General features: G+C 49.6%; 6 protein-coding genes and 1 pseudogene. All 7 read left to right on the plus strand.

Features of this window, described 5'->3' with window-relative positions; all coding sequences use genetic code 11:
• The first annotated feature begins 8 nt into the window (after positions 1 to 8).
• A complete protein-coding gene (locus D908_RS07880) occupies positions 9 to 692 on the plus strand; it encodes an ABC transporter ATP-binding protein (protein WP_005525045.1) in 684 nt (227 codons plus the stop codon).
• A complete protein-coding gene (locus tag D908_RS07875) occupies positions 680 to 1,939 on the plus strand; it encodes an ABC transporter permease (protein WP_005525047.1) in 1,260 nt (419 codons plus the stop codon). Before D908_RS07880 ends, D908_RS07875 begins: the two co-directional genes overlap by 13 nt.
• Positions 1,932 to 2,678 carry an outer membrane lipoprotein-sorting protein gene (locus D908_RS07870; protein WP_005525049.1) on the plus strand — a complete coding sequence of 249 codons (747 nt, stop codon included), beginning with the start codon at positions 1,932 to 1,934 and terminating at the stop codon, positions 2,676 to 2,678. The genes D908_RS07875 and D908_RS07870 overlap by 8 nt, the downstream gene beginning before the upstream one ends.
• Before the next feature lies 1 nt (position 2,679).
• Positions 2,680 to 3,930 (plus strand): hypothetical protein, encoded by a 1,251-nt coding sequence (locus D908_RS07865; RefSeq protein ID WP_005525051.1) that lies wholly within the window; start codon positions 2,680 to 2,682, stop codon positions 3,928 to 3,930.
• Complete coding sequence (locus tag D908_RS07860) at positions 3,931 to 4,986, plus strand: sensor histidine kinase (protein WP_005525053.1); 1,056 nt, start codon at positions 3,931 to 3,933, stop codon at positions 4,984 to 4,986. It abuts the gene before it with no gap.
• A gap of 22 nt (positions 4,987 to 5,008) precedes the next feature.
• Positions 5,009 to 5,794: a LytR/AlgR family response regulator transcription factor gene (locus D908_RS07855; RefSeq protein WP_005525055.1), complete on the plus strand. Its 786-nt coding sequence runs from the start codon at positions 5,009 to 5,011 to the stop codon at positions 5,792 to 5,794.
• A gap of 231 nt (positions 5,795 to 6,025) precedes the next feature.
• Positions 6,026 to 8,353 (plus strand): annotated as a pseudogene (locus D908_RS0119540) (retention module-containing protein); the annotation flags it as partial.

Raw genomic sequence — 8,353 nt, forward strand, 5'->3', positions numbered from 1 at the left:
GGGGCTACATGCTGACATTTCAATCTATTGAAAAGTGCTATCCACTCGGAACACAGAAAGCGCCAGCCCTACGTGGTGTGAGTGGTGTGGTGCAACAAGGTGAAATGCTCGCGCTGTGCGGCCCTTCTGGCTCGGGCAAAAGCACCTTATTGAACATTCTTGGTTTGCTTGATCCGCATTACCAAGGTGAAGTGACCTTAGACGGACAAGCCTATCCACGCAGTGGGAAATCAGCAGCCTTACTGCGTCGTACCCAGTTTGGGTTTGTGTTCCAGAAATTCAACTTAGTGCCAGTGATGACTGCGCTGGAAAATGTGGCTTATCCCTTACTACTCAACGGTTTTAGCCGCCGAGATCAGCAGCAGCTGGCACGTGATATGTTGATCAAAGTGGGTTTGGAAGCGGTGATGCAACAGCGACCGGATCATCTGTCTGGTGGCCAGCAGCAACGTGTCGCGATTGCTCGTGCCTTAGTCCATAACCCTAAATTGGTGGTGGCAGATGAGCCGACCGCAAGTCTGGACAGCCAAACGGCCAATCGCGTGATCAGCTTGATGAAAAATCTCGGCCATGAACTGGGAACCACCTTTGTCGTGGCGACCCATGATGGACGCATGGCTGCGCAGTGCGATCGCACACTCAATCTGGTGGATGGGCAAATTTCATTGGAGGCGATGCAATGGGCAAGTTGATCTCTCAAGCATGGCGTTTGGCGGCACTGAATCTGCAGCGTAACCGCCGTCGCAGTTTACTCTCTATCTCGATCATCGCGATTGCGGTATTGGCCTTAACCTCTGCGGGGGGCTTTGGTCTCTACACTTACGATTCGCTGCGTGAATCGACGGCGCGCGATGTCGGGCATTTAACGCTTAGCCTACGTGGTTACTTTGAACAAGAGGAAGAAACGCCTTTAGCAAACGGGCTTGAGGGGAGCGATAGCATTCGCCAAGCCTTGCTGGCTAACCCTGCTATTCGTGGCATTCAGCCACGTATTGAACTGACTGGGCTGGTTTCCAATGGCGTGAAGTCGACGATTTTTGTCGGCCTTGGCGTGGATTACAAAGAGTTTGATATGAAAGGCCCGTTTTTGGATCTGCGTGCAGGACAAACATTGCAAGACCCGAACTCGCCACGGTTCGATCCTACTCAGCCACAGGTGATGTTGGGCGTCGATCTGGCGCGCAACCTGAATGTTGCTGTTGGCGATTGGGTGACATTGCTCGCCACTACCGCAGATGGAGCGCTCAATGCGTTAGATTTTCAGGTACGCGGGCTGTATTCAACCGGTGTGCCTGAGTTGGATAAACGCCAGCTCTATCTGCATCTTACTTCAGCGCAGGAGCTACTGAACTCAAGTAAAGTCAGCACCTTATCTGTGTATCTGTTTACCACGGAGCACGCCGCAAGTGTACAAGGCTGGGTGGAAGAGCAGCTAAGCAAGCTGCATTTACCGCAAGATCTGCAAGTGACGCCTTGGCAACAGCTCGCCGTCTTCTACACCCGAGTGAAAGATTTATACGATCGACTGTTCGGCGTAATGGGTACGGTCATGGCGATGGTGGTGTTTGTGGCGCTGTTCAATACCTTAACCATGTCAGTCAGTGAGCGCACCCGTGAGATTGGAACCTTGTCAGCGTTGGGGGCGTTCCCCAATGACATTTTGGCAGGGTTTGTGCGTGAAGCCACTTTACTCGCGTTATGCGGCACTTTGTTCGGGACTTTGCTCAATTTGCTGACGATTGCTGTTGTGCGCGTGGCGGATATTCAAATGCCACCCCCGCCGGGAAGAACGGAAGGTTATCCGCTCGATCTCTATTTTTCTTTCACTCTGGTTGGCCTTTGTGCGGTCGGAACCGTGGTGATTTGTGTGCTGGCGGCTTGGTTCTCTGCTCGCAAAGGGGTGAACAAACCGATCACGGAGGCATTAGCGTATGTGTAAATCCATTTTAACTTTCGTGTTGGGGCTTCTCTGGGCTTGTAACCTTGCTGCCAATGAAGTGGATGTGGTCAGCATGGTGCAGCGCGCCGATGATTATCGGCTCAAAGAACCTGCAGCCAAAGTGGTTTCTGTGGTGCAGCTTTACCATGACGGTAAGCTTGAGAAAACCAACCAGTACGATGTGTATGTGCGTGAGAATCGAGAATCCTTAGTGCTGTTTCAATCGGCCACCGAAGCCGGACAAAAAATGTTGATGCTCGGGGATAACTATTGGCTACTTATGCCGAAAAGTCGTCGCCCGATCCGCATCACGCCGATGCAAAAATTACTCGGTGAAGCCTCTGTTGGGGATATCTCCACCCTGACTTGGAGTGAGGATTATCTGCCGAGTTTAGAAGGGGAGGAGCCGTTGCAACGTGAAGATCTTTCCAATGTTGAAACGTATCGTTTGGCGCTGAAAGCAAAAACCGCAGGAGCCAGCTATCAGGCCATCACTTTGTGGCTTAATAAAGTCGATGCTTCGCCTGTGAAAGCGGATCTCTATTTGCATTCGGGTAAACTGGCCAAAGTGGCGTGGTTTTCTATTGAGGGCGATCGCGTCACAGAGATGATTCTGCTCGATAAAATCCAACCACTGAAACGCACCGTGATTGAGTACCAGTCGGTGCAGCCAACTCGTTTGGATGACAAGTTTTACAATCCTGCGTATTTGATCCAAAACCCAGTGTTGGAGCACTAAGATGAAGTTGCTCATAACGGGGTTAGTGGGCTGTTTGGTTTGTACTCATGGGATAGCGCAGACGATGCCAACATTTGATTGGGATTGGATGATGAGCGCCTCGCACACCCAGCCCAGTGATTCGCCTTTGTTTGCCCCACCTCAGGGGCAAAAACGTGAAACAGCAGAACAGGTGGATGCTGGGTTGGATTTAGAATCTCGCTGGCAGGGATGGACGGCGAGCCTCGCGCTCACCCTTTCTCCGCTTTATCACAGCTCTGAACAGTCACGCGATGCCACTCTCACCCTCAGTGAACTTTTCTGGCAAGGGGAAAGGATTCTCGCGGGGCAAACCTTGGATATTACCGCGGGAAAAATTCGCCTCGATTGGGGCGTGGGTTACGGGTATCGCCCCTTGGATCTGTTTTTGCCTTATCGGCGTAATCCTATTGGAATTCAGGTCGAAGAAGGGGCAGGCGTGCTCGCCCTTTCTTCCTATCAAGGATTGGGGGAGTGGACTTTGCTCGCCACCGATAGCTCTTGGGGGCGATCGAGTGATGCACAGTTGATAGAAAGCAATGAACAACAAGGTGTGGGGCTACGTCACTATCGGCTAGTCGGTGATAACGAGATTCAAGGCATCGTCTACTACGACAATGTTCGGCGTGGTTTAGTGGGCGGTTCTTGGGTATCAGTACTGAACTCCGCGTGGGGTGTGCATACGTCCTGGCTGTATCAACGAGAATATTGGCAATACCAACAGCAAACTGAGCGCCCGCTCGAATTGGTGAAAATGCAGCATGCAGGGCAGTTTTTGTTTGGCTTAAACTGGGCGAATGCGGAAGGGCATAATGTGATTGCCGAGTATTGGTACGATGGGCGCAGTTGGAATGCTCAAGAGTGGCAACAAGCACTAACCAGCGTAGCTCTGCTTAGCGAAGCCGGGCATTCACAAATGGCTTTTTCTTATGCGCAGGGCTACCAAGCCGCTAATCTCATGGCACATAACGTTATGCTGCATTGGACGTGGGATAGCACCAGTGGTCAGCTACTAGGTATTGATGATTTAACGCCTACTTTGGATGTGCTGTGGTCTGTGGAAGATGGAGGACTCATCGTCACTCAATGGCTCAACTGGCAAGCTTACGATAGTGGTAGCGCCTCGTTGGAACTGGAATTTGCCGCACGTTTTTTAAGTGGGGATTCGGACTCGGCGTATGCAAACCTGCCTGATAGCGCTAGGATTTTGTTCAATCTAAAAGGGAAATTCTAGATGATGGGACGCTTTGATATTTCCACTCAAACTTTGAAAAGTTTTGGGTTTACCACTCTGTTTTGTTTCGTCATTGCGTTAACAACCCTGACCATTTGGGGGGGCAGCTTTAGCGAACATATCGCCATCAGTTTTGGGTATGGTTACAGCGCGTTTTTATCGGCCTATTGGATTGAGCGTTGCTGGCCCAAGCTGTCATCCCGTTTGGTTAACGTATTGGCACTGAGTTGTGCTGTGGTGATTGGCACATTCTGTGCGTATTTGTGGCTGCGTAAGTACCCAGAATTTAATGACTTTTCCGCTTACAAACCCATCATCATTTTAGGTTTCATTTTTTCTGCGGTCTGTTTTTTGTATTTCTACGCCCATGAACAGAAATTGATCGCGCAAGGGGCACTGGAAGCCGCGCGCCGTCATCAGTCTGAGCAGGAGAAAGCGCTACTGCTCAGTCAATTAAAGCAACTTCAGAGCCAAATTGAACCGCATTTTCTGTTTAATACCTTAGCCAATATCAATGCGCTGATCTCGGTTGAGCCTTACAAAGCGCAGCTAATGTTGGAAAAACTTACTGAACTGATGCGTGGCGCGATGCGTGTAAAGCGAACCAACACCGGTGATTTACGCGAAGAGATGCAATTGGTTGATGCTTATCTTGGCATTCAGAAAATCCGCTTAGGCGAACGGCTGGAATACACGCTACCTGAGCTAGCCGATTGGGGGAATCTCGGTATGCCACCCATGCTGATCCAACCCTTGGTGGAAAATGCCGTATTGCATGGTATTGAACCCAAAGCCGAGGGCGGAACCATCCGTATCCGCATTGAAATTGCAGAGGGTTGGTTTGAACTGGCGGTGGAAGATAATGGCATGGGATTGAGTGATACCCCCAAAGGTAACGGTATTGCCTTGCAGAATGTTCGTGAGCGTTTGTCGGGTCTATTTGGGGATGAAGGCCGACTTACTGTGGCACAAAATTATTTTGGCGGGGTGACCGCGACTATCCGTATTCGCTTACCGCACCTACAGGAATTACAGCACCCCACCGCCGTCGAATAACAGGATAGATGATAGGACATGGATGATGAATCAATGTGTTAAAGCCGTGATTGCGGATGATGAACCCTTGCTGCGTCATCATCTTAACAAGATGCTAGCCGACTCATGGCCAGCGCTTGAAATAGTCGCAAGTGCGGAGAATGGTGAAGTTGCCTTGCAGGCTATTGAGCATCATCAGCCCGATTTGGTTTTTCTCGACATTCGTATGCCTAAGCTTGATGGCATGGCGGTTGCTCGGCGTTTGCTCACCTTACCCAAGATTCCGTTGGTGGTTTTTATCACGGCCTACGATGAATATGCGGTCAGCGCGTTTGAGGCCAATGCCATTGACTATCTGCTCAAGCCCCTTTCGCTGTCGCGTCTAGCCCATTGCTGTGAAAAACTACAACAGCAATTGGAGCGTAACGCTTCTCCAACGGCGGATTTAACTCAACTAATCAGTCAATTTGAGCAACTGACTCGCAGCACAAAACCGCAATACCAAGTATGGCTGAAAGCCAGTAAAGGCGAAGAAATCCATCTGCTTGCGGTGAGTGACGTACTGTATGTGAAAGCAGAGGATAAGTATCTCTCACTGTACAAAATGCAAGGTTCAGTGACCCAAGAGTATTTACTGCGCTCGTCTTTAAAAGAGCTGTTAGCGCAATTGGATCCAAATCAGTTCTGGCAAATTCACCGCTCTATAGCGGTTAACGTTGCTAAAATCGACAAAGTTACCCGCGATTTAACGGGCAGAATGTGGGTACATATTGATCGTGTTCAACTCCCTGTCAGCCGTGCTCTGCAGCACTTATTTAAAGCAGGCTAATTTGCCTGCTTTCTATCCAGATTCTCATCCTTGAGCACCACTTTCTAAGTTTTAATCCGCCTAGAGTCATCAAACCATTCCACAATTGAGACGGCGATTATTTAGTCCTCTTATGAGTAGTCATTTAGTTATGCATCACTTATAACTTAAACGGTAAGTTTAGTTACAAAATTATAATTATTAGCATATTGAAATAATCTATCACCAATTATCGCGAAAAATGGGGGCAGTATGGAGTCTCAAGTTGTTACTCAACCTGTAACAGTCACCAGTGTGTCTGGCAATGTAGTGGTTGTTAATGCGCAAGGTCAGGCGCGAATTGTGAATACAGGGGATGTACTGCAACCGGGTGAAATCATCATCGCCGTTAACCAAGCAGAAGTCGTAGTACAAACCTCTTTGGGTGCCGTTCAAGTGGATGCCAACTGCGTCGCTTGTTTGCCTGAGCTTGCGTTGGATGAACAGCCAGCGTTATTCACGTCACCGTTGCAAGGTGAAATCAATGTCGATTTAACCAAGCTTGATGCGGCGAACTTTGATGAACAAGCCATCGCCGCGATTCAACAGGCCATTTTAGATGGTGTTGACCCCACCACCGCGTTAGAAGCCGCAGCAGCCGGGGCAGGGGCTACTGGTTCTGCAAATGAAGGGGCGATCACGATCGCTTATAACTATCCTGAAGTGCTCGCGAGTACGTCGTTTGACACTCATGGCTTCACTCAAACCTTCTCGACAACCCAAACTTTCGTTAACCCGCTGCGCTTTGCAGAGGGTGGGGAAAATGTTTCTGCACAAGTGACCGAAGGCTCCTTATCGCTTGGCACTTATCCACAATCATCATCAGTAACTACCCTAATTACGGCGGGGAGCCTTGCTCTTTTGCCGGTTTCGTTCGTTCCTGCACCTACATTTTTAACTGCACTTTTAGCGGAACTGAACCAAGACATTACCTCTTCTGGTCAGCCAGTGGTTTTTCGTTATGACTCGGCCAGCAACAGCATTATTGGCGAGCAAAATGGCAACGAAGTTCTGAGCATTGCGATCAACGCGGAATCGGTAGGGCGAGATATCAACCTCACCATCACCACCACACTCAGTCAGCCCATTGATCATCTGCCTTCAGTGGGCGGTGGTTTGGTCTCTATCAATGGCGATCAAATTTCGATTGCGATGCAGGTGACGGGAACCGATAGCAATGGCAATGCCATTCAAACACCGATCAATATTTCTGTGGCGATCAATGATGGCACTGCACCAGTGATGGTTGACGAACCCACGCTGAGCCTCAATGAGAATGATCTGCCATCGGCTCTGATGGCACGGATTCGCTAACAGTTTCTGGGCAGTTTGATACCCAGCTAGGTTCGGATCAGGTTGCTTCGTATCAAATTGATCCTAACAGTGCCAACCCTATCTCTGGCCTTACCTCACAAGGTGAAGCGGTAGTGTTAGGTGAGCCAACTTTTGTTAATGGTACACGCGTCTATCAAGCGACCGCAGGCGGCCGAGATGTTTTCCAATTGACCCTGAATGGTGACGGTAGTTACCAGTTTGTTTTGCAAGGAACGTTAGATCACGCAGCGGATAGTGATGCGTTAACCATCACTTTGCCAATAGTAGCCATTGACTACGATAACGACAGCTCTGCACCAGGGAATTTGAGCATTCAGATCCAAGATGACAAGCCGATGATCACGGGTGTTGAGCCGCTGACTGTCGCTGAAAAAACGCTGGATACCGGTTCGATTGGTGGCGGTGCGGGTTTAGTCGCAGAGGGTAATTTTACGACTACCCAAGGTGCGGATGGTGTTGTCTCGTATCGTTTAGATAATCTGACCGATGCGGTGGTTGGAGTGACGTCTGGTGGTGTACAAGTCACCTTGACTGAATCGGTCGACGCGAACGGAAATTACACCTATACCGCTATGGCGGGTGGTGAAGCCGTATTTACTTTGTTGCTCAACCACGATGGTAGTTACCGTTTTACTCTGCAAGGAACGGTTGACCATGCAGTAAACAGCGATGAGTTGTTGGTCAATTTCAACGTCGTCGCGACAGATTTTGATGGTGATAGTGCGAATATCACCCTGCCGGTGACAGTGAAAGATGATAAACCTTACTTCACAAACGTGACCGGGCTGTATGTGCATGAAAACGACTTGCCGCAAGGCTCAGATACAGACAAAGAACCGCTAACCGCTCATGGTCAATTTGAACTCGTGCAAGGTTCCGATCGTGTTTCCAGTTTTACGCTGGATACCAGTGCGAGCCCAGTACAAGGGCTTACTTCCAATGGTGTAGCGGTAACGCTCTCAGCGCCCGTCGATGATGGCAATGGTAACTTGACCTACACGGCGACTGCAGGCGGCACGACTGTCTTTACCCTAGTGCTGAATACCGATGGCTCATACAGCTTTACGCTCTCCGCGCCGGTAGATCATGCACTTGATAGCAACGATTTAACGCTCAATTTCAAAGTGATCGCCACGGACTTTGATGGTGACAGTGACAGCATTGTGCTGCCGGTCAAAATCAATGATGACAAGCCTTACTTCACAA

The sequence above is a fragment of the Vibrio mimicus CAIM 602 genome (genome assembly GCF_000338875.1).
Classification (GTDB): domain Bacteria; phylum Pseudomonadota; class Gammaproteobacteria; order Enterobacterales; family Vibrionaceae; genus Vibrio; species Vibrio mimicus.